Genomic DNA, 19323 nt, shown 5'->3' with positions numbered 1-19323 from the left:
CACTATCCCTCGTCATTGGGCGAGAATCGGTCCTGCTTCCGTGGCCAGCCAGATGATCGCCACGATGAGCGCCACCCCGACCACCACGGTGATCGCGAACTTGCTCCAGGTCTCGCGTTCACGGGCTTCCTTGAACGAGGCGACGCTTGATGTCCCGACGACCAGGAAGGCGACGGTGCACAGCACCAGACCGATGATGATGGCTGCATCATAGAAATACCCTTGCATGGTGGACATCAGCCCATCACCCCCTTGCGAGGGTTGCTCCAGTTCCGGCAGTCCCTGTGCCATGGCCAGGGTCGGGAGCCACATGGCCATGCCCATCAGGGTCTTCAGCCGACGTTTGGTAAGGGAGAAATAGCTCAAGGCAGGTGCTTTCATGACGTCTCTCCTAGGTTGTTTCCCCGAAGGGAAGGGTGATGGCCGCTCACAAGAACAGCCAGATGAACATCACGACCAACAGCACGACGCGCAGGACCGCGAGTCCGAACACGTCGCCATCGACACGTTCCTTGCTCCAGCCCTTGTAGGCCGAGAGCGCGGCCCACATGGCCCACAGGAAGGCCGCGGTACACCCGGTCCCGGCGACGACGACGAACAGGGTGTCGGAAGCGAATCCCGCCCCGGCCTGGAAGGCGGCAGTGGTCTCCATCAGCGGCCCTCCTGCAAGTAATCACCCGAAAGCGGCAAGGGCTGTCGTGGCGGAAGCCGTGGGGGTGCCAGGTACGCGTCAATGCCCCGAGAGATGGTCTCGAGGTCAGTTCTGAGCCGGGAAATGTCGAGATAGAAGCGCGTCGAAGCGGGTTCAGCTAGCGCCTGACGGGCTTCGAGGCGGTCCACTACCTGCTCGATCTGCTCGAGCTGCGCCTGGATGAGCGCCAGATCGCGGCGTTGGATTCCGTCATGCAGCTCCGCCTGAGCAGCGGGCAAGCCAAGAATGCTGCCCAGACCGCCTGCCAACAGCAGAGAAAGAAGCGATTTACGTCCCCCGGTCATATGGCATCGGCCCCGCTATTCGCGATAAGACTGACGCCATGGTGGTCAGGGTAGGAGGCGAATTCAGCAGGAAACGTTAAGCGTTTCAGGAAAGGTTTTTGGGAGAGGACTTGCCATGGCAAGTGTAAATGCCAGGCGAAAAAGGAAGCCCTGTCCATAGGGCTTCAAGTGCTGCTAAGCCATCTCAAGAAGATACTTTTGACTATAACTCGGAACAGAGACTTCGTTATCTCGAACTGAAGACAATTTACGACATTTACGGTAGTTCTGATGAATCTCAGGTCATCAACTCCCGTTCATAACAATAGGATACTATTGATTGACGATACCCAATCCGATGAATTAACTTCAGAAAGTCGCCGTATCCAGGCGATATGGGGCCTTGTATCACCCCCGGGATGCAACGGTGCAAGGCCCCTTTCCCCAGGAACACAGCAAAGGATTGATAACGGATTCCAGACGACCGCCCCTCCAGCCTTCGATCGATCCACTATCCGGCAATCTAACCCTCCATACACAACACGATGCATGATCAGCCAGTGCTATATGCCTAAGCGAACTCTGAGAGCAACCAGAGACGCAGCGCCTCAATGGCGGCAAGCTTAGCGCTGTCTGGTCGCCAAACCAGATAGTAAGCATGCACATCCCGGGTTTCGATCTTCCACGGACACACTAGTTGCCCATTCTCCAGCTCCTCGCTCACCAAGGCACGGCGCACCAGCGCGACGCCTTGGCCAGCCACCGCCGCATCAATATAGGCGTCAAAGTCGTCGAATTGAGGCCCTTCCGCCGATTCAGCCAGAGGCAATCCAGCGGCCTGGAACCAGAGCTCCCACGGCTGTGCCGGGTGACGCAGCAGGGTGTAAGCGCTCAGATCCACGTCATCAGCAGGACCAGGACCCAGATAGGTCGGACTTGCCACCGGAAATATGCTCTCCTCGGCAAGCTTGTCACAACGTAAACTAGGCCAATTCCCCGGCCCGTAGCGCAACGCCACATCAACACCATCATGGTGATCCAGGCTGGCTAGGTCCGCGCCCATCTCCACCTGTACGTCAATATTCGAGTGCTGACGCTGGAAGTTCTGCAAGCGCGGCGCTAGCCAGCGTCTTGCCACGCTGGGCAGTGTGCTCAAGCGAAGTCGAACCGGATCAGGCGATTTCGCCTGTCTTGGTTCGAGCCGGAAGGCTCGCTCCAAGACTCCCAAGCCCTGGCGCACCTGAAGTGCCAGATGTTGGGCTTCCCCTGTGGGCACGACTCCTAGACGCTCCCGGTGGAACAACCGAGTGTCCAAGCGCGCTTCCAATGCACGAACATGCTGGCTCACCGCGCCCTGGGTCAACGCCAGTTCCTCAGCGGCACGGGTGAAGCTGCGTAGACGAACGCTGGCTTCGAAAGAGAGCAAGATCTGAAGTGACGGGAGGCGCGTCATACTGTCATTACGATCACTAATGGCTAGTTGCGAGAAAGTATCGTTTGTCGACCTCGGGGGTGGCTTTGTAGCCTACGCATCATCGTTCAACCTGGAGGTCTCATGGCGTATCAGCTTTTCTATTCTCCTGGAGCCTGCTCCTTGGCTGTGCACATTGTACTCGAAGAATTGGGGCAACCATTCGATTTGCGTTTGGTGTCTACGGCGGATGGCAGTACGAAAACAGCGGAATACCTGGCGTTCAATCCCAAGGGCCGGGTACCGGTATTGCTGATTCCAGGCGAATCACAGCCACTCACTGAATTACCCGCTATCGTCACTTACCTGGCCCGGCGCCATCCGAAAGGAGGTCTGCTGCCCAACGACCCCTTGGCGGAAGCACGGTGTCACGAGTGGCTTGCCTGGCTGGTGGGTTGGGTCCATGGCATGGGATTTGGAGAACTCTGGCGACCGGAACGGTTCTCTGCGGATTCAACCACGCATGCGGCGATCCGATCCAACGGTGAGACCCTCATTCACGATGGCTTTCAGCGCATTGAAGACTTGCTCACCGAACAAACCCACACGCAGACACTTGGCTACACCTTGGTAGATCCATTCCTGTTAGTGCTTTACCGCTGGGGTGAAAAGATCGGCATGCCGATGGGTCGCCCTTATCCAATATGGACGGCTCGCATGCGCGACGTTGTGGCTCGTCCAGCGGTAGCCAGGGCCCTTGATAAAGAAGGCGTCAATGTTCCTGAGATTGCCGTCGGCCAATAGTGCTCAAGGTGAATCGTCATTGATAAGCCCCGCAGTCTGAAGTGACCCCCAATAGTTGGACGGGTTGATTCAGGTAGTGGCGGTCCCCAAGGCCTGGATCCTGTATTCCACAGGGCTCAGGCCTTTTAGGTTGGCCTTGATGCGGTCATGGTTGTAATAGCGTATGTAGGCCCGGAGTTCCCTGATGAACCTCTCTACACCAGTAAATTTCTGGCCATGGAAGAACTCACTCTTCAAGAGGCCGAAGAAGTTCTCGATGACGGCATTGTCCAGGCAGTTCCCGCTACGAGACATGCTGACCTCGGCTCCTCTAGCGGTCAACGCCGCGTGATAGGCAGGCATCTGATACTGCCAGCCCTGATCAGAATGAAGAACCAGCCCTTCGGCATCTTTGACCTGCTGCAAGGCTTTACCCAGCATGGCCATGACCATCGGCAGCCGAGGGGTACGGGCAATAGAGAATGCCACGATTTCTCGGTTATAGAGGTCCATGACCGGTGACAGGAAGACCTTTTCCCCTCGAATGTTGAACTCTGTAATATCTGTTACCCACTTCTGATGCGGACGGTCTGCTCGGAAATGGCGCTGTAGACGGTTGGCGGCGAGACCACCTTCGTCACCTCGGAAGGACCGGTAACGCTTGGGTCGCACTTCCTGATACGATCCCCGCCGGAACTGGTGAAATCGATATCGGTGGTCACGTCGGAATTGTCACCGGCCATGCTGACCAGCATGCGGTTGGCGACGTTAACCTTGCGCAGCTGACGGGTCAGGAGCTCGGCGGTTTTCTCCTCACGAACCCGAAGCATGATGAGGTTGTTGAAGTTGCCCACCACCTGCCCCGCCTTGGCGGCATTACCGATCCTGGCCTCGATATCGGACAGGGTCTGGGTATAGGCGGTGATTTGAATTCCTGCCCCACGACATCTGGTCAGGTGCCTTGGTACCAGAGGATGGCGGTTTCTTCTTTTTCACACGAGGTCTCCCACGGCGGTCAGACAAGCCGTCAACCCCATGAGAGGCATACTGGCGCCGCCATTCTCTAATGGTAGTACGCGCTGGGATGTTGAAGTAAGCACTGGCCTCACGAAGAGAGCCGCCTTCTTCGAGAAAACGCACGACTTTCAGCTTGAAGGCCAGATCATAGACCTGGGGGCGTGTACGGCGAGCCAATCCTGCCTCACCATGTTGGCGATAGACCTCTACCCATGACCTGACAACACCTCTATCCAGCCCGAACTGTATCGCTGTGCGTCTGCTTCCTCCCGCCGGACTCTCGTGGTGCAGGACCACTTGTAACTTGAACTCACTGGAATACCTCGCCATGCAAAACCCCCTACAGTTGGAGCGGTGTCCAACTTTCGGGGGTCAGTTCAAGTCGCGGGGTTCCACTCCCGCTTCTCGTTTCACAGGGGAAGGCGCAGCGATGAGTCAGATATATTTCTTGAAGCTCGAGGTCGCAATACTGATCATCAACCCGAACAGCAATGCGCAGGGTAGCAGGAATAGATTGGGGTGGATCGAAAATGGTACGGAGAGATAGATCAGCCAGCCCGCGATAAAAATCGGCGTCACGGCGCGCTTGGCGTGGTGATAAACAAATGCCGATTCCCTGCCCGCACCGAATCTCCTCAGGTCACGACGCACCAGGCCATCCACGAACCCCACCAGGGCCGCCAGGAAGAACAATGGTGACGTCAGCACCAGGATCACCACCCGGGTCAGCGTCATCAGGGTCACGTAGACCGCCGCCTGCAGATATTCATGGAGTGTGCCCACCCAGCCGCCGCTGTCAGCATTGCTTGTCAGCCATGGCGCGATACCGGTGCTGACGAACATCCATTCGTAAGCCTTCTCCACCAGCCACGTCGCCGAGGCGACCGGTCGTGAAAACACCAGGGATCGCGTGAACTCGCTATCCAACCACCCCATCTCCCGTTCCATGGTGTGTCGGGCATGCTCTGCTCCTGGCTGGCTCCACCATTCCCAGTAGATCCCGGCCCACTCGATGACGATCGAGCACAGCAGCGACACCAGCAGAATGCCGAGCAACTGCCATGGCAACCCCAAGAGCCTCGTGATCCACCCCCTACGGCGCTGCTGAGTCTGTTCCGCGGTCCGGGTTACCATGTCAATGCACCTTGACGGCTTTAAGGCGGCATCGCAGGTACCAGCGCCGATCCTGGCAATGCAGGATCAGGATCCGTTCCTCGGCACTTGCCCCCAACTCCCAGATCGGCGCCATGCCCTTGTGATACGCCCGCTGGGTAAGCTCCAGTCGATCGATTCCGAGTTCGACGTAGCGCAGCAACCCGACCAATGATTCGGGCAGCGTCAGCAGGCGTGAGGCTCCACGATCGTCATCGAGCCGCACCGAGACGACCTGCTCCCGTTCCTGCCCCTCCTTACTCGCTCCCAGCGGCATGGCCAGCCTCCTGCAATGGTTCGTTGTCGCTGTTCCATCCGTCGCCGGACGGCATGACTATCGCCTGATAGCCGGGTCGGCTGGCCTCCTCCGGCGGCTCGAAATGAATCGGTGGCGGCATCACGGCTTCCCACCACCGCTCCCCCGTCGAGTAGCGGGACTTCATCTGGTGGGCGATATCCGTGATATTTCGGGGAATATCCTTGCCCCGGTCGGGCTTCGGCAGGGGCATGCGCACCTTCCACAACTGGCCCCCTTCCAACAGGGCGAACGCCTGCCCTTTCGGCAGGCTGACCACATCCGCCGGCTCGATCATCGGCACCTGGACGGTACTGATACGATCCCCGCCGGAACTGGTGAAATCGATATCGGTGGTCACGTCGGAATTGTCACCGGCCATGCTGACCAGCATGCGGTTGGCGACGTTAACCTTGCGCAGCTGACGGGTCAGGAGCTCGGCGGTTTTCTCCTCACGAACCCGAAGCATGATGAGGTTGTTGAAGTTGCCCACCACCTGCCCCGCCTTGGCGGCATTACCGATCCTGGCCTCGATATCGGACAGGGTCTGGGTATAGGCGGTGATTTGAATTCCTGCCCCACCGCCCTTGTTGACGAGCGGCACGAATTCGTCGCCCATTAGCTCATTGAATTCGTCGCAATGCAGGTTGATGGCCACCTTCTCGCCTGAACCGGCTCCCGGCAGGCCGTCATCGATACCGTGCTTGTAGATGTGGCCGGCGACACTGACGAGATCCGCGAACATGCTGTTCCCCACCGCTTGCGCTACCTCGAAATCCGAAAGCGCATCGAGCCCGACATACACGATGCCGCGCTTGCGGATGATCTGCTGCCAATCGAAGATCGGCCGCGGGTCCTCCAGGTCGTGGTAGTCGGGGGAGAGCAGCTCGGCGATACGCCCGGAGGTCAGTTTCTCGAGTAACGGCAGGAGACTGGCAACGATCTTGTCGAAATAGGTCTTGTCGTAGCGCACCGCCGAGCGCAGCCCTTCGAGCACGGCATCGTGCACTCTCACCTTCTGCAGGTACTGCTCGATGGCCACCACGCGCCTGTCGCGGCCTTTCATGGCGATCGGTATCGACTTGTCGTTGAGCCGGCTCTCGATCTCGCTGATGCTTTCCCAGGCGTGCGTGTCATGGGAGACGAGTGTCTGCTGGGCATACTCGATCATCAGGCCGTCGATATTGACGACATCGGAGAGGATCTGGTCATAGGTAGGACGCTGACCCAGGGCATGCCGGGCCCTGGCGATGATGTTGGTAAAGCGCCAGGCAAACTCGCGGAAGGCGGCGCTGTTGCCTTCCCCCGAGAGCTGACCAGCCAGGCGGGTGGCGACTTCGGAGATCCGCCCGAAACGTCCCACGGCGTTATACCGAGCGCTGATATCCGGCCAGCCGAGATGGAAAATATAGAATTCGTCTCCCCGACCGGCCCGCAGTGCCTCGATGTACATGCGCAGCAGCAAGTCGCCATCGCCCTTGGGGTCGAAGCAGATCACCACCTCCTGACTGGGTCGGTGGATATCCTGGGTGATCATCACCTCTTCAAGGCGCGTCTTGCCCACACGCGTGGTGCCTTCGACGAGGGTATGGCCAACCCGCTCGCCCAGCGGCAGCCGCACATCCATCTCGCGCCACTCGACCGCATGCAATGCCGGGATGCCGCCTACGGGCGGTAGCGGCCGAAACGGATTCAGTATGGTATCCGCACTCAGCAGACGAATGACAACGTACAACGTCCGATAACGCTCGAGACGGTTCTCGAGATGCCTCGCGATTCGATAGGCGAGCGACGGTTGAACAAAGGGCTTGGCTTCCGGCTGAAAGCTCTCGTGCAAGCGCTGGGTGTGTTTCGCTTCCCAGCGGAAACCTTTGCCGAGCCACAGACTCCGGGGGCTGACGGGAATCTGGTCACTGCGCAACGCGAAGCGTGGCAGGCGTCGCATGTGGCGCCGGTAGCGCAGTACCACCCAGGCTTGCCGTAACCGCCACAGGCCAAAGCCCAGGAAGCCAGCTGCCATTCCGATCCCGACGCTCGGCGTCAAGGCCACTGCCCAGGGGGCGACGACACAGAGCACCGCCGAGGCCACACAGACCACCACGGTATTGAGCTCGACGGCCGGTCGCAGCAGGGACTCGAGGGGATACGACTGACTCATGCTCGGCCCTCACTGCGTCAGTCCATCCGGCGTGACGAGCACCGGGTAATGCGCAATCCCCAACCGGCCGGCGATGTCATCGCCTGAGACGGGACGAAGTTCCAATCCCTGACCAACCTCTCTTAGCCGTGTCAGCACCGCGTTATCCTCGACATTGACGACCAGCCCCACGGCATTCATCTCATGCAGGCGATTGCGTCGTTGTGCCAGCCACTGGTGAGACACCTCGTCGGATCCGATCAGGAAGAACGGCGTCATGCGCCTCGGCAGCGTAAGTCGGCGAGGCGTGACCTGTCCGGGCGACAGCAACTCGCTCCTGACCGGCAGCATGTCCTGTTCGCTGAAGGGTTTGCTGGCAGGCCGAGTCGACGTATCGGTCACCTCGAAGCCCTCGGCCTCGGGTATTCCTGCCGCTCCAATCGCCACGTAATAGGGGCGGGCCGGTTCACCACCGTAATCGGCTACCACGATCAACTCAGGCATACCCGATGGCTGTGCATGGGACTGGCCAACCAGCGACAGGAAGCCCATGAACAGGATGACAAGTCTCTGTACTTTCCTCGGCATGGTCCGTCTCCTCAGGATTCAGTGCAGGATGCCCTGGCTGGCCACGACCTTGTCCCAGCGCACCGGTTCGGGTGATATCCAGGACCAGACAGGCTCGTCGGGCGTCCTCCAGGTCAGGAAGGTGTCGGGGTCGGAGGGAGAGGATTCAGTAACACGGCTCACGTCCCCATGCCGTTGGGCCAGTGATGGTCCCTGTGGCCTCAGGCGAGCGAGTTCCTCCGCGACCACCCGGCGATAGCGAGCCGCCGGCGACCCTCCGGCGGGCCGGTGATAACGGCCGGCGGCCATGAGCCAGTCCCCGGTGTCCGAAAAGTGGCCACGCAGCAGTCGCGCAGCTTCCTCCAGATTGGCGTAGGGATCCAACGCCGCGCAGGGATCGGCGAAGCGCTGGCCCTGATCAAATAGCTGCGGTTGCCAACGTACATTCAGTTGGGCAATGCCTACATCGACCAACGGGGTCTCGTCGAGCGCCAGTCGCAATGCATCACAGGCGGCACGACGATTGGCGAAACGATAGCCTTTGCCCCGCACATTCAATGTCCAGGGCCAGGGACGACGCCCCGCCTTCAGGCTGATCACGGATTCAGCACTGGCCACGGCATACAGCACGTCGGGCGGTACGCCATGAAATTCTGCCGCCACCACGTAGGCCGGCGGCACGTCCTGGGCACGAGCGGCCATCGCCATCAGCAGTAACATGGCGCCCATTCCCCACCACCGACGAGCCTGTCCGTTCATGACCATCGGTCACCCCCTCGGTAGTACCTGGGGCAGTTGGTCGATACCCACCGACAGCTCGTCACCGTGATTGAGGGTGATCAGCCCCCGGCGAACCCACTCCGGCGGGACGTCCAGGCGGGACGCCCACCGACGGATCGCCATGTCATCGCCACCGCTGTCGATGACAAAGATATCCATCAAGACTCCCTGACGAACCAGACGCTGCACGGTGGCATCACATGCCGAACAGCCATCGATCGCCACGACCACGCCAAGCCGTGAGGGTTGTTCGCTTGAGGCCCGACCATCGAACGGGGAAGACGACGAACGCGAGGTAAAGCTTTCGACCGGCATGGCATCGGGATAGAGACGTTCCCACGCCTCGTCGTAGGCACGCTGGAAGGCCAGTTCCCGTTCAACCCGATCGCGCTCGACCTCGACCAGCAGTTCGGCATAACGCTGACGCTCTTCTTCGGTGCGTGCTTCCACCCCCAGGGTCATGATGGGATCCAGGTTGGGCGACCAGATTCCTCGCTGTTGCTGCATCAGGGTCTCGTAGCGTGTCCACTCCTTTTCCGTCAGCCCCCAGGCCTCGGCCTGTTCCCGACGAAGCGCCTGACGATCAGTCGCCTGGTGGCGGACCGTCTCCCGCTCCACATCGCGTGCCTCGTGAGAGGTGGTTTCCTGGGCCACGGCGGGCAAGACAGCTCCCGACACTCCGATCAATAGCCACAGCAAGCAACGTTTCGACATCGTCACCTCCTCATTGCCAGCGGCTGGTCACGCAGCCGGTAGCAGACCAGCCGCGCAATGGGATCCACCTGCATCTCCCACGTCGATCCCGCCAGGACCGTCAGCGCCTCACGCAACGGCATGGGCCCCAAGCGGCGATGGACGGCCGGCAGCGGATTTCCATATAACAGCGACTGGGGCACTCCCTGAGGTGGACAGAGAGTGAAACCGGTATCGCGCAAGGTCTGGCGCAGCGCATCTTCGACGGTGGCAGGGATAGTGCCGGGGAACCGCAGCTGGACTAACTGCTCAAGCAGATCACGCTGGGCGAGCGTCGCACTGGTCGTCACCAACTGGTAGCGACTGCTTCTCCATACCTCGACGGTAGGGAAATCCTTAGCCACATCGTGTTGGGTGCTGGTCATACCTGCCTGATGAATGAATCTTGCCTCACTCATCATTCGCCGAGATGGCCCCCGGGACGGAATGACAAGCGCTTTCGCCTCCGGAGATGACGAGGCTGGCATCTCGGTTGCCGAAGGAGGCGATGTTGGCTGTTGCGCGCATCCCACCAGGAGCATGGGGACCAACAAGCTACTCGCCAGCAGGATTGCCTTGAGCGTGGGAAACATGGGTCATCCTCGCGCATGAGAACACTCCGAACTGCGTCTCAAGGTGCGCGCGAGAAGTGGATACGTCGACGGGAAACGCTAAGCGGCGGAGGAAGATATTTGTGCCTTGACCGTTAAGGTGCTGAAAGATGAAGCCACCGAGCGACCAAGGGAACGTTAGCCAAAAACGCCAGGACCCGAATCAGGCCCTGGCACTTCAGGAACGATACACTCCATTCCTGATACGAAGATAATGCTCTTTCTTTCTCATCCTCAATGATCGACTCAATCCTCAGCTCGCTCGGTATTTCTAGGCTCGACCGCTTCCCAGCCCTCCTCTAATGCAACTGTGTCCATGGTTCCAGCAGGAGGTCGGGGAAATCGTGCTGAGCAGCAGGCTGGAGTGATCATATTAACCTTCATAGACTTATTCACCTCTATTCATGGTTTTTGCGAATGGGGTCTCTGGCGACATACAGAGACAAGCCGTATCAGCGCCACCAAACATCGGGATCGTTGACTAGAATTAGCCCTCTGGCGCTATGCTTTTCCTGCTGAAGGTCAGCTATTTCACTGTTCGCCCGGTTAAGTTGTGCGCTGCGTTTCTCCCAATACGATGCCTCCGATACCATAGGGGTATCCGTACTGACTCGCACCATGTCTCTCTCACCAGTCGTCTGATGAAGGCGTGCACTACGCTGGTCCAAGTATGATGAATCCGATGCCAGCACCGTGCCTGAAGCAAGCAAGCTAACGAAGAGAGTCGCGGTCAATGTCAAGAATTTCATGGAATACCTCATTATTCTCTTGCGTTAATTGTTGCCCACCAATTACTGGCTAATGTCCGGCACTGTAATCAATGGACACAATCATGCCGTCCGCCATGACCGTAATGGTTCTCGGAGAAGAGGGATCGCGGGAAGAAGATGAGTTTGACCGAGGGGGGTACAAGCCTAGGTTCTTGGCGCTTACCTTTTCGGCTGTCATAGATTGACGTCCAGCTTTGCCCAAATAATTATAGCTTACAGCGGGAAACAAAAGACTACTTTGAAATATATTGTGAGACTGGAATTCACCATACAACTCATGATCGGCAAAGGACTAGAGAAGTAATGCTTCCTCAACAAGCGGATCAGTCGAATAATGAGGCCGGCATTATACGTGCCACACCCCGCCCGCAACAGGACATTTATTTACCATTACCAGCTTCTACTTAACCAAAGTAACTCTAAAAAAAAACACATGAACATCACCCAGGGTCGAGATAGCAGTTTGGTGGACTGACACTGGGTAAATTAATGATTCGTAGCCTCTTTGGAGAACGAAGCTATAGCTTCCTTCATTTACGAATATTCAGGATATCTGCTAAAGCATCCTTCCCCCAGGAAAATGAAGGAACCATTATCCAATGGCCCGTGCGGGTAGAGAATTGAGAGGAAAATCATCATGAACCCACCTCCCCGGAGGCAAAGACTCCGGGTAGGTGGGGGTGAAGGGGTTAAGATCAGGCAACTCGCGAGATGTTACCTTTCAAAGCTTCACGCAGAGGGACGTCCTGCAGTGCCTCCAGTTCTCGACGCACATAGGGCCGGTAGTAGGGGGCAAGCATCAGGTGCAGATTCAGATCCAGGGCGTGTCCACGCAGTAGTCTGGCAGTGCTGAAGTTGTCGGCAAGCACGATCTCACGATGCGCAACGTCCTCGAGCTCGGCCATCCGACGGCGTATGGCGGCCTCCTCATCCGGGGATGCCGGGGGCAACAGCCATTGGAAGGCCGCCCAACGAAAGACGGCAATTGCTACATGGCGATCGAAGCGATCCATGACGACAGCATGACGGGGCATGATGTCATCCGACAGGGAAGCCATCACCTTGGGCAAGCTGGCCACTACATCGCTGACCGTGGCATAGCGGCCGGCATACTCATGCAGGCGCACTTCCAACCAGGGATCCGCTGGATCCTCATCGGGCTGGTACTCCCACCGCGTCGCCCCGACGATCAGGCTGAACTGCTCGCGCAGCACATCTTCACGAATCAGGGCTCCCGGAATGGCGTACGGATTGGGAACGAATCGGGACATCGTGTTTCTCCTTCGATGAACGACATCGCCGGAGAGCCCCCCACCGGGGAGATGACTCCCCGGATGGGTGGGTGTTGAGGAAAGGCTCAGGCGATACCAGCCGGTGAATCGAACGATCCTGCCGCTTCACCAGCAGGAGAACCCCGCTCGCTGGAAACCGAGGTCGATGCGCTGTGCTCCTCCGGCACCTCCGAATCATTGGGAGACTCCTGAGATGCCTCGCCGCGACGAGGTGCCTGATACACACCTTCGCCATCGATCTTGATCCAGCTAATGAACAGCAGCCGGGCCTTCAGGCTGATGCCGAGTTGCCCCTGCTTCTCTCCCTTCTCGTAGGTGAAGGTATCGATCCAGGGATCCCCCAGCCTGAAACCGATCAGCACCTTACGGTCCTGATCCACTGCCTCCTGGCAGCGCTTGACCAACTTGATCGCATCATGTCCGCTCACGCGGCAGTCGAAGCGTCGATATTCCACATCGTCGGCTGGACCACTGAGCGCCGCGATGTCACATGCCCAAAAGGGATTGCCGCGCTTGGGGGTGACTTCGCGAACGCGATTCAGATAGCCGAGGCCGGTGATATGCAGATCAAAGAATGGATTGCCGTTTTGCTTGGCTTGGGTAGAAGTCGTCATGGTGTTTCTCCTTGGGAGTCGACATCCACGAAGAAACATCTCTCCCCACCGGGGACGTGTTTCCCCGTGGTGGGTGATAGGAAAGCCATCGGCGCATGCCGATAGTTGAAGGTGGCATCCAACCGCCTGGGCGGTGTCCCCATCTCGGGATGCGTGGGGACTTCGGGACGGCGTTACCGCAAAGCGGCGCACCCTTCAAAACGCCGGGTGCCTGGGTGTCTCGTTGGGTCCGGTCGAGACCACCGGGCTGCCAGCGACAGCACTTGCCCTGTCGAGACGCCACGAACTGGCCGCATGGGCCAAATCGTGACTGATCTCCATTCGCAAGGCGCGGCATCGAACGGATGCCACCCCTTGGGGTTGAAGACCAGTGACATGGTGTAGGTGTTACCTGCCGTGGAGCAACGAACAATAGTAAAGCCGCCATGCGCAACCTTGCATGTCCCGCTAGCCATGCCGACGCTGTCGCACCCGAGTGATCTTCGCGGCCGAACTCGGTATTGCCAAGCACGGATCCCCGCACAAAGGGCGCCCGTAGTGGTGATGCGGCGGGCACCGCAGGCGTGAAATGATCGCAACCGGCCAGGAAGAGGCCCCGCCGGGGACACCTGCCTGGCCAGTTTGCGAGCAGATAGAGAGTGGCCAACTACCACGTTGGCCTTGGAAGAAGGAGCCTCGTACCCAGACTGTTGATGACGCAGTGTGAAGCCTAAAGGAAGGCTTGGGCGCATCCGCTACCCGAGGCGTGGATGCTTGGGGTATCGAACCATAGAAGGTTCAAAGGGCGTTGCGTGTAGACCGACAGCAACCAACGGGGTTCGTGGTCATTATTGAAGGCATGTCGGCCGTCGTCAAGACGACATGCGGAGACGCTATCGACGTCCCTTGCCACGACAGTGACCAGCCTTCTCACGAGACGTCTTCTTGCGCCGCCCCCGCGATTCGATCTTCACCATCCCCTTGCATTCCGGAAAACGGGAGCAGCTCCAGAACGGCCCATACTGGCCATTCCGCTTGCGTGTATTGGCCCCGCATTCCGGGCACTTCGGTGTCGATGGCGGCGGGAGATCCATGGTCACATCAGAAGCCTGCTGGATAAGCCGCTTGATGAGGATTTCCTGACGCTCCATGAAATCCTCGAGCGTCATCCGTCCTGCTGCCACCTCATCCAGGGCCTGCTCCCACAAGGCCGTCATCCCGGGATTCGTGATCATGGCCGGCAGCCGGTCGATCAGCTGCTGTGCCATGGGAGTCGACACCACAATCCCCTTCTTCTTCCGGAGCAACCCCCGCTTCAGCAACGTCTGGATGATCGCGGCCCGAGTCGCTTCGGTGCCAATCCCCGAGGACACCTTCAGTCGCGCCTTGAGCTTTTCATTCGTCTCGAAGCGCGCCACATTCTTCATCGTCTTGATCAGCGTCCCCTCGGTATACGGCCTGGGTGGCTTGGTCTTGTTCGCCGCTATTTCAAGGTGGGTCACCGGGCAGACCTCGCCTTGCTGGAGCGCCGGTAACGCCCGGTCCTCTTTCTTGGCCTTCCCGGAAGACTCCTGTTCCTCACCGTCGTCCCCTGACGCGGGACGTCGGAACAACTCACGCCAGCCCTCCACCCTCACCTGTCGGCCTGAAGCCACAAAGGTTTCACCTACCAAATCCAGGATCACTTCGGTCTGATCGAACTCGTGTGGTACCAGGAATTGCGCGAGGTAGTGCCGGCGAATCAGGTCGTACAGGTTGTGCTCCGGCACGCTCATCCGTGTTACATCACATGGCGAGGTGGTAGGAATGATCCCATGGTGCGCCGTGATTTCACTGTCGTTCCAGACCCGGCTCTTGCGTGAGAGATCCAGGGCGTCGATAAGCGGTGTTAATGAGGGATCCGATTGTTGCAGCGCTGTCACGACCTGGTGCGCTTCATCGAATTGGGAGACTGGCAGATAGCGGCAGTCGGTACGCGGATAAGTGGTGGCCTTGTGGGTTTCATAGAGCGCCTGGGCGATATCCAGCACTTCCTGCGCGCCGTAGCCCCAGCGCCGGGATCCCTCCTGCTGCAACGTCGACAAATCCATCACCAGTGGCGGCGCTTGCTGCTTGCGAACGGTTTCCAGCGAGACGATACGACCGGGGTGGCCTTCGGCCTGCTGTACCAGGGCCCTTGCCGCCTGCTCGTCGATACAACGTCCCTCATCGTCGAGAAGGCTCTCATCACTCGGCTTCCACTTGGCTTGAAACAGGCCTTCCTCGGCCTGGAACGTCCCGACCACGTCCCAGAACGGCTTGGGAACGAAAGCGGCGATCTCGCGATCCCGATCCACCACGAGCTTGAGGGTCGGGGTCTGAACTCGCCCAACCGAGAGCACCCCGTCATGCCCTTGACGTCCCGCCAGCACTGTATAGGCACGTGTCAGGTTCATGCCGACCAACCAATCGGCGCGAGCTCGACCCAACCCCGCACAATACAAGGTCTCGGTCGACGCACCGGGACGGAGGTCCGCCAGCCCCTTGCGGATGCTGACGTCGTCCAGGGCCGATAGCCATAACCGAGTGATGGGCCCGCGGTAATTGCAATACTCGAGGATCTCGCGACCGATCAGCTCGCCTTCGCGCTCGGCATCCGTGGCGATCACCACTTCCGTCGAATCCTTGAGCAACTTGTTGATGATGTTGAATTGCTTTCGCCAATCCGGCTTGATCACCAGCTGCCATTCCCGGGGCAGTATCGGTAGTGTTTCCAGCGCCCAACGCTTCCAGGCAGGATCATAGGTTTCCGGCGTTGCCTGCTCCAGCAAGTGGCCATAACACCAGGTCACGACAACATCATGACCTTGCAAGCACCCGCTCCCTTTTTGCGTGACACCGAGGACCCGGGCGATGTCACGTGCCTGGGAGGGTTTCTCGCAGAGGAAGAGACGTGCCATCTCCAACGCTCCCTATATTGGAATGGCATCACCTTCTTCCCGGGCAAGAAGAATGGGAACAAGAAATTCTATACTTGGCGCTTAGGGTTATGTCTGAAGATATGACATGGAGATGAGATGCTCATGCCACCTTGTCTGCAAAAAAGAGGTGCGCCAAATGTCGGAACATCATGGAATGCTTCACAACCGAGCCAGACTCTCCTCACCAGATACTGAACCCAAGGCCGATGAATTGGCGAAAGATGAATATATGGTGTTCGCCCTCAAAGACCAGCATCATCAATTCACGCTTGGACTCGAGACGGTGCTCCAATGCATGAAGTTCGCAGAGCAGGAGGGCGTCGTCCCCTCCTTGCCTGAAGAGTGGTGGTTACAGGTTAGTTCGCGTTATCAGAACATCGACTGACGTGACATACGACCGAACACTTTCATTCGAGGCCGCGCAAGATCCTTTTCGCCATGCCAACCAATACGTCCTTTCGCGGCCTTTTTACCCGTTCCCCCGAGGCATGAATCAATCGCTGAAAAGCTTCCCTATCGAACTCGATGGCTTTTCGATATACCTGCTCGGCGCGACTCCCCTGGGTAACCTCCATCACCATGGATTCCTTAACACTATGATCTTCACGGCGAGAGCGGTGATGGATAAAGCAATAGTTGATATCGAGAAATTGCTTGCTAGCCTTCGCTTCAGGACTTTGCCACAGAAAGCCAGATTCCTCATCGACACTTGCCCCATCCACTTTTTCTATAATGGCCTCTACCATGTCCGTGTCCAGGATGTTTCGACCTACTATGGATTTCGAATTCGTCATGTAGGCAAAAACCCAAGGAATGTTTGATAAGGTAGCTCCCGTATAGAGATGCCCTTCCATTGCCTTATAATCCACCAGCATTTGCTCAGCCAGCTTGTTGGAAATACGAAGCCCGATGGCTTTCTCCAATAGATAGATCACCCGGTCAAATTCCTGAACCAACAACGCCAGTATTTTCTCGCCTAATGGATCATGGGGACTTTTCCTTGCTGCCCTGTCATGTTGCCGAGGATTGGCATAGGGACAGTATTCATAGGCTTCCTGGCGATAGGTGGCCAATGCCGGAACGGATTTCGCGTAATGCTTGGCGTAGGGTTTATCGGTATGTCGAAGACGTCGATAAAAGCCGATAATCTGGATAGGGTTGTCACAGGCAGGACATACCGCGAAGTAGGTCTCACGCCCTTTCTCATCAATGACATAATAGGGTCGCTTCTTCTTGGTCTCGGCTTCGAACCGATCCTTGTCTAGCGGCTTCTCTCCCCAATCCGACACCTTGAGCTTATAAACATCCATGTTTCGTATCCGAGTTATACATCATCCAGGTCCCACTGCCATATATTAGAGACTACCATCCTTACAACTGATGCTCAGCTCTCGCTTTCAGAGCTGCTCCCATCGCCTCACCGTCATAGAGACTGTCAGCCGGTGCATAGGCCAGTGTGATACCGGTGCCCTGACCTTCCTTCCGGATCTCCGCACGCAGCACGATTCTCACAGCCCTGCCGGCCATCATTTGCGTGACATAGTCGGATAACCGGTAATAGGCACCCGGCGTTGCCTCGTGATGCCAGGCCGCATCCATCATGGCCAGCTTGTCGGCGGTATCATTCGGGCTGAAGTCGGCACGTGAACGAAAGCCGAACTCGGACTTCAATCGTGCATAGACCGTATCCACATCGAGATGGGAAGACAGGTCGATACTCCCCCGTATGCTCGAGTCTTCGATAACGACTGCCTGGTCTGAACGCCGCTCCCCATTTGCCGACCTCGCTCTTTCCTCGGACTCGTAGTTCAGTGGCTCCCCGGTCAAAGGATTGTTGACGCAGGTAAGACATCGTCCTTGTGAATAGAGATGGTCGTCGGTAGTACACCCTACGAGGAGCGTAACCACCGTCAGCACAAGCCATTGTGTGGTAGTTCGCATGTTCCCCCTTTCTGCCAATCACTTGAGCAGCCTCAAAGCCGGGGTGGTGCCAATGGCACCTTCCCGGCATCGACCTATGGGGAACTCTCTTCATCGAAGGAGTGATCGGCGGCCTGGTCGGTTGAGGATTCCGGTATCTCATCATCCTCCTGCGGCAGCTCTCCCAACGTTTGCTGTCCCGAAGCGGGGGATCGCTCCTCCATCTCAACCTTGACCAGGCGATGCGGCAGGATCCCGATATGGCTGGCTCTTACCTGGAAGGCATCACGCGGCTCTCCATCCTTCTCCCATTCTCGATATTCCATCCGGCCATCCACCATGACCCGCATACCTCGCTGATACAGACGGATCCATTTCTCGGCCGTCTCCACATCGGGATGCCAGCGCACGACATTGGCCCAGAAACCACCACGATCGACCAGTTCTCCATTGCTTGGAACGGGATTATCAAAGCGCACGTTGAAACGCAGCAGAGCCACCGGTGGCTGGTTTTCTTCACCGGAAAATACCTTAACCTCGGGATCGCTCCCGATATTGCCTACCCCTGAAAATCGCGTACTCATGGCGTTCCTCCCGAGAAACTGGCTACAAGAACCATTAGGTCCGTGCGACTCTCGCCGAGGAGAAGGGAGAAAGCATCAGGAAACATTAAAAGGGGCGTGGAAGGTTTATCATTGGCGCTTTGATATCGCGATCAATGGTTATTCAGCCAATATCAAATCGTTAGTACGATATATATCCATACCAACACCGTGCACGAGAAGTCCCGATATTTATCACCCATTAACGTGTATCGCTTTCTCCAATATTTCCTGTGTTCTTATCCCGACTGTTGGCCAGTAGGTAAGATTCGGCATGTTCAATGTCGGCCAATACACGTCGTACCCGCCATAATTGCCGGCTTACCACAGAAACAGCACCATTGAAGAGGCATCGCTCGACCTCCATGTCGACCAGTGCTTCTCGCATCCCCGGCCCCGCCTGTGCCACTGTTGCCTCCCACAAACGAAGCCCCATTCGGTGCTGATGCCGGTCGCGCCAGCGAAGGGAGCAGGCTATTTCATTCTTTCGCCAATGTGGCCTTAGCACGATACCCGTATTCTTCAAGAGCTCCTGGTTGTAAGCATTGGCAAGGTCGATCGCCTGCTGCCGCAGTTTCAACTGGACCAGTTCCAGTTCATCTCGGAATCGCAGCAACTCCCCCTTACCCTTAAAAGGTAAAAGGCCCTTTGCGTACCCTTCTGGTGCGAAGCCGTACACATCGAGTGCAGAACGCCTATCACGTTTTCGAGTGGCTACCATGGCGA

The 19323-nt window shown here is 57.8% G+C and carries 22 protein-coding genes and 1 pseudogene; 2 read left to right on the top strand and 21 right to left on the bottom strand.

Annotated features, from left to right (window positions below; genetic code table 11):
* Positions 1-12: 12 nt before the first annotated feature.
* The 4 genes from L861_RS20535 to L861_RS20520 all read right to left on the bottom strand — a co-directional run bounded on the left by L861_RS20535 (position 13) and on the right by L861_RS20520 (position 2428).
* Entirely contained in the window at positions 13-381 is a 369-nt protein-coding gene (locus L861_RS20535) for a TIGR03745 family integrating conjugative element membrane protein (protein ID WP_016418580.1), read from the bottom strand.
* 46 nt (positions 382-427) lie between these two features.
* Positions 428-652, bottom strand: a complete 225-nt coding sequence (locus L861_RS20530) for a TIGR03758 family integrating conjugative element protein (RefSeq protein WP_016418579.1) — start codon at positions 650-652, stop codon at positions 428-430.
* Positions 652-996, bottom strand: coding sequence for an integrative conjugative element protein, RAQPRD family (locus tag L861_RS20525; RefSeq protein WP_016418578.1), 345 nt, complete (start codon positions 994-996; stop codon positions 652-654). The genes L861_RS20530 and L861_RS20525 overlap by 1 nt, the downstream gene beginning before the upstream one ends.
* Positions 997-1546: 550 nt before the next feature.
* Positions 1547-2428 (bottom strand): LysR substrate-binding domain-containing protein, encoded by an 882-nt coding sequence (locus L861_RS20520; protein ID WP_016418577.1) that lies wholly within the window; start codon positions 2426-2428, stop codon positions 1547-1549.
* A gap of 102 nt (positions 2429-2530) precedes the next feature.
* Between L861_RS20520 and L861_RS20515 the strand changes: the two genes are divergently transcribed.
* The gene (locus L861_RS20515; RefSeq protein WP_016418576.1) at positions 2531-3190 is read left to right on the top strand and encodes a glutathione S-transferase family protein; all 660 of its coding nucleotides are present in this window, start codon (positions 2531-2533) and stop codon (positions 3188-3190) included.
* Positions 3191-3259: 69 nt separating this feature from the next.
* Here the strand turns inward: L861_RS20515 and L861_RS20510 are convergent.
* From L861_RS20510 to L861_RS20450, 13 genes and pseudogenes are all read right to left on the bottom strand, one after another.
* Positions 3260-3841: pseudogene (locus L861_RS20510) on the bottom strand (IS3 family transposase); the annotation flags it as partial.
* Complete coding sequence (locus L861_RS24325; protein WP_442915665.1) at positions 3736-4095, bottom strand: hypothetical protein; 360 nt, start codon at positions 4093-4095, stop codon at positions 3736-3738. The gene L861_RS24325 and the pseudogene L861_RS20510, both read right to left, overlap by 106 nt.
* The gene (locus L861_RS24320) at positions 4046-4516 is read right to left on the bottom strand and encodes a helix-turn-helix domain-containing protein (protein WP_081645912.1); all 471 of its coding nucleotides are present in this window, start codon (positions 4514-4516) and stop codon (positions 4046-4048) included. The genes L861_RS24325 and L861_RS24320 overlap by 50 nt, the downstream gene beginning before the upstream one ends.
* A 105-nt stretch (positions 4517-4621) precedes the next feature.
* A complete protein-coding gene (locus tag L861_RS20500; RefSeq protein WP_021029249.1) occupies positions 4622-5320 on the bottom strand; it encodes a TIGR03747 family integrating conjugative element membrane protein in 699 nt (232 codons plus the stop codon).
* Between the two features lies 1 nt (position 5321).
* Complete coding sequence (locus L861_RS20495) at positions 5322-5615, bottom strand: hypothetical protein (RefSeq protein ID WP_016418571.1); 294 nt, start codon at positions 5613-5615, stop codon at positions 5322-5324.
* Positions 5596-7791, bottom strand: coding sequence for a type IV conjugative transfer system coupling protein TraD (gene traD / locus L861_RS20490; protein ID WP_016418570.1), 2196 nt, complete (start codon positions 7789-7791; stop codon positions 5596-5598). The genes L861_RS20495 and traD overlap by 20 nt, the downstream gene beginning before the upstream one ends.
* 9 nt (positions 7792-7800) lie before the next feature.
* A complete protein-coding gene (locus tag L861_RS20485) occupies positions 7801-8358 on the bottom strand; it encodes an integrating conjugative element protein (protein WP_016418569.1) in 558 nt (185 codons plus the stop codon).
* An 18-nt stretch (positions 8359-8376) separates the two neighbouring features.
* Complete coding sequence (locus tag L861_RS20480) at positions 8377-9102, bottom strand: transglycosylase SLT domain-containing protein (protein ID WP_236617183.1); 726 nt, start codon at positions 9100-9102, stop codon at positions 8377-8379.
* A 3-nt stretch (positions 9103-9105) separates the two neighbouring features.
* Entirely contained in the window at positions 9106-9831 is a 726-nt protein-coding gene (locus tag L861_RS20475) for a TIGR03759 family integrating conjugative element protein (RefSeq protein WP_016418567.1), read from the bottom strand.
* A 2-nt stretch (positions 9832-9833) separates the two neighbouring features.
* The gene (gene pilL2 / locus L861_RS23815; RefSeq protein WP_161629065.1) at positions 9834-10235 is read right to left on the bottom strand and encodes a PFGI-1 class ICE element type IV pilus protein PilL2; all 402 of its coding nucleotides are present in this window, start codon (positions 10233-10235) and stop codon (positions 9834-9836) included.
* Between the two features lie 1690 nt (positions 10236-11925).
* The gene (locus tag L861_RS20460; RefSeq protein WP_016418563.1) at positions 11926-12501 is read right to left on the bottom strand and encodes a hypothetical protein; all 576 of its coding nucleotides are present in this window, start codon (positions 12499-12501) and stop codon (positions 11926-11928) included.
* A gap of 86 nt (positions 12502-12587) precedes the next feature.
* Positions 12588-13136, bottom strand: a complete 549-nt coding sequence (locus L861_RS20455; RefSeq protein ID WP_016418562.1) for an STY4534 family ICE replication protein — start codon at positions 13134-13136, stop codon at positions 12588-12590.
* An 872-nt stretch (positions 13137-14008) separates the two neighbouring features.
* A complete protein-coding gene (locus tag L861_RS20450; RefSeq protein ID WP_016418561.1) occupies positions 14009-16054 on the bottom strand; it encodes a DNA topoisomerase III in 2046 nt (681 codons plus the stop codon).
* A 157-nt stretch (positions 16055-16211) separates the two neighbouring features.
* Between L861_RS20450 and L861_RS20445 the strand changes: the two genes are divergently transcribed.
* Complete coding sequence (locus L861_RS20445) at positions 16212-16460, top strand: hypothetical protein (RefSeq protein ID WP_016418560.1); 249 nt, start codon at positions 16212-16214, stop codon at positions 16458-16460.
* A 22-nt stretch (positions 16461-16482) separates the two neighbouring features.
* Here L861_RS20445 and L861_RS20440 read toward each other — a convergent pair whose 3' ends face one another.
* The 4 genes from L861_RS20440 to L861_RS20425 form a co-directional block, all read right to left on the bottom strand.
* Entirely contained in the window at positions 16483-17385 is a 903-nt protein-coding gene (locus tag L861_RS20440) for a hypothetical protein (protein WP_016418559.1), read from the bottom strand.
* 61 nt (positions 17386-17446) lie between these two features.
* Positions 17447-18016 carry a hypothetical protein gene (locus tag L861_RS24620; RefSeq protein WP_144063087.1) on the bottom strand — a complete coding sequence of 190 codons (570 nt, stop codon included), beginning with the start codon at positions 18014-18016 and terminating at the stop codon, positions 17447-17449.
* A gap of 74 nt (positions 18017-18090) precedes the next feature.
* A complete protein-coding gene (locus L861_RS20430) occupies positions 18091-18579 on the bottom strand; it encodes a single-stranded DNA-binding protein (protein WP_016418557.1) in 489 nt (162 codons plus the stop codon).
* A gap of 220 nt (positions 18580-18799) precedes the next feature.
* Complete coding sequence (locus L861_RS20425) at positions 18800-19318, bottom strand: DUF3158 family protein (protein ID WP_144063086.1); 519 nt, start codon at positions 19316-19318, stop codon at positions 18800-18802.
* Positions 19319-19323 lie beyond the last annotated feature (5 nt).

Origin of the sequence: Litchfieldella anticariensis FP35 = DSM 16096 (assembly GCF_000409775.1) — a bacterium.
Classification (GTDB): domain Bacteria; phylum Pseudomonadota; class Gammaproteobacteria; order Pseudomonadales; family Halomonadaceae; genus Litchfieldella; species Litchfieldella anticariensis.
Note: the sequence above shows the minus strand (reverse complement) of the source record. Positions and strands in the feature narration are given on the sequence as shown.

Coding starts and splice junctions, on each gene's coding strand:
- L861_RS20535 (WP_016418580.1), bottom strand. CDS start 381: ATGAAAGCACCTGCCTTGAGCTATTTCTCCCTTACCAAACGTCGGCTG.
- L861_RS20530 (WP_016418579.1), bottom strand. CDS start 652: ATGGAGACCACTGCCGCCTTCCAGGCCGGGGCGGGATTCGCTTCCGAC.
- L861_RS20525 (WP_016418578.1), bottom strand. CDS start 996: ATGACCGGGGGACGTAAATCGCTTCTTTCTCTGCTGTTGGCAGGCGGT.
- L861_RS20520 (WP_016418577.1), bottom strand. CDS start 2,428: ATGACGCGCCTCCCGTCACTTCAGATCTTGCTCTCTTTCGAAGCCAGC.
- L861_RS20515 (WP_016418576.1), top strand. CDS start 2,531: ATGGCGTATCAGCTTTTCTATTCTCCTGGAGCCTGCTCCTTGGCTGTG.
- L861_RS24320 (WP_081645912.1), bottom strand. CDS start 4,516: ATGGCGAGGTATTCCAGTGAGTTCAAGTTACAAGTGGTCCTGCACCAC.
- L861_RS20500 (WP_021029249.1), bottom strand. CDS start 5,320: ATGGTAACCCGGACCGCGGAACAGACTCAGCAGCGCCGTAGGGGGTGG.
- L861_RS20495 (WP_016418571.1), bottom strand. CDS start 5,615: ATGCCGCTGGGAGCGAGTAAGGAGGGGCAGGAACGGGAGCAGGTCGTC.
- traD (WP_016418570.1), bottom strand. CDS start 7,791: ATGAGTCAGTCGTATCCCCTCGAGTCCCTGCTGCGACCGGCCGTCGAG.
- L861_RS20485 (WP_016418569.1), bottom strand. CDS start 8,358: ATGCCGAGGAAAGTACAGAGACTTGTCATCCTGTTCATGGGCTTCCTG.
- L861_RS20480 (WP_236617183.1), bottom strand. CDS start 9,102: ATGGTCATGAACGGACAGGCTCGTCGGTGGTGGGGAATGGGCGCCATG.
- L861_RS20475 (WP_016418567.1), bottom strand. CDS start 9,831: ATGTCGAAACGTTGCTTGCTGTGGCTATTGATCGGAGTGTCGGGAGCT.
- pilL2 (WP_161629065.1), bottom strand. CDS start 10,235: ATGACCAGCACCCAACACGATGTGGCTAAGGATTTCCCTACCGTCGAG.
- L861_RS20460 (WP_016418563.1), bottom strand. CDS start 12,501: ATGTCCCGATTCGTTCCCAATCCGTACGCCATTCCGGGAGCCCTGATT.
- L861_RS20455 (WP_016418562.1), bottom strand. CDS start 13,136: ATGACGACTTCTACCCAAGCCAAGCAAAACGGCAATCCATTCTTTGAT.
- L861_RS20450 (WP_016418561.1), bottom strand. CDS start 16,054: ATGGCACGTCTCTTCCTCTGCGAGAAACCCTCCCAGGCACGTGACATC.
- L861_RS20445 (WP_016418560.1), top strand. CDS start 16,212: ATGTCGGAACATCATGGAATGCTTCACAACCGAGCCAGACTCTCCTCA.
- L861_RS20440 (WP_016418559.1), bottom strand. CDS start 17,385: ATGGATGTTTATAAGCTCAAGGTGTCGGATTGGGGAGAGAAGCCGCTA.
- L861_RS24620 (WP_144063087.1), bottom strand. CDS start 18,016: ATGCGAACTACCACACAATGGCTTGTGCTGACGGTGGTTACGCTCCTC.
- L861_RS20430 (WP_016418557.1), bottom strand. CDS start 18,579: ATGAGTACGCGATTTTCAGGGGTAGGCAATATCGGGAGCGATCCCGAG.
- L861_RS20425 (WP_144063086.1), bottom strand. CDS start 19,318: ATGGTAGCCACTCGAAAACGTGATAGGCGTTCTGCACTCGATGTGTAC.